1 protein-coding gene is annotated in these 1,050 nt (G+C 71.7%); it reads left to right on the top strand.

Annotated elements, in window-relative coordinates:
• A partial coding sequence (locus MET9862_RS29040) for a UDP-glucose dehydrogenase family protein (protein WP_142586321.1) occupies positions 1–1,050 on the top strand: 1,050 nt, incomplete at both ends.

The raw sequence follows: 1,050 nt of genomic DNA, 5'->3' as shown, positions 1-1,050 counted from the left end.
GTGTCTGGGGCCTGCCTTGCCGATTTCGGGCACGGGGTGGTGTGCATCGACACGGATCCGGCCAAGATCGAGGCGCTGCGGGCGGGTCGGATGCCGATCTACGAGCCGGGTCTTGAGGCGCTGGTGGGCGAGAACGTGCGCCAGGGCCGGCTGGCCTTCCGCACGGAGCTGTCGGAGGCGGTGGCCGAGGCCGACGCGGTGTTCATCGCGGTGGGCACGCCCTCGCGGCGGGGCGACGGCTTTGCCGACCTCTCCTTCGTGCACGCGGCCGCCCGCGCCATCGCGCCGGCGCTGCGCGGCTTCACCGTGGTGGTGACCAAGTCGACCGTGCCGGTGGGCACCGGGGACGAGGTCGAGCGCCTGATCCGCGAGACCAACCCGGAGGCCGACGTGGCGGTGGCCTCCAATCCTGAGTTCCTGCGCGAGGGGGCGGCGATCGCCGACTTCAAGCGGCCCGACCGCATCGTGGTGGGCGCCGAGGATCCGCGGGCGGTGGCGGTGCTCAACGAGATCTACCGGCCGCTCTACCTGAACCAGGCGCCGATCCTGGTGACGGGGCGGCGCACGGCGGAGCTGACCAAGTATGCGGCCAACGCGTTCCTGGCCACCAAGATCACCTTCATCAACGAGATCGCCGACCTGTGCGAGCGGGTGGGGGCGGACGTGCAGCAGGTGGCGCGCGGGATCGGGCTGGACAACCGGATCGGGGCCAAGTTCCTGCATGCGGGTCCGGGCTATGGCGGCTCGTGCTTTCCCAAGGACACGCTGGCTTTGGTGAAGACGGCCCAAGACCACGGGGCGCCGATGCGGATCGTGGAGACGGTGGCGGCGGTCAACGAGAGCCGCAAGCGGGCGATGGCGCGCAAGGTGATTGCGGCCTGCGGGGGCGGGGTGCGGGGCAAGACGGTCGCGCTCCTGGGCCTGACCTTCAAGCCCAACACCGACGACATGCGCGACGCGCCGGCGCTCGCCATCGTGGCCGGCCTGCAGGATGCCGGCGCCCGGGTGCGCGCCTACGATCCCGAGGGCATGGACCAGGCCCGCGCGCTG

Origin of the sequence: Methylobacterium symbioticum (assembly GCF_902141845.1) — a bacterium.
Taxonomy (GTDB): Bacteria; Pseudomonadota; Alphaproteobacteria; order Rhizobiales; family Beijerinckiaceae; genus Methylobacterium; species Methylobacterium symbioticum.
This window is presented reverse-complemented; position numbering and strand designations above follow the sequence as displayed.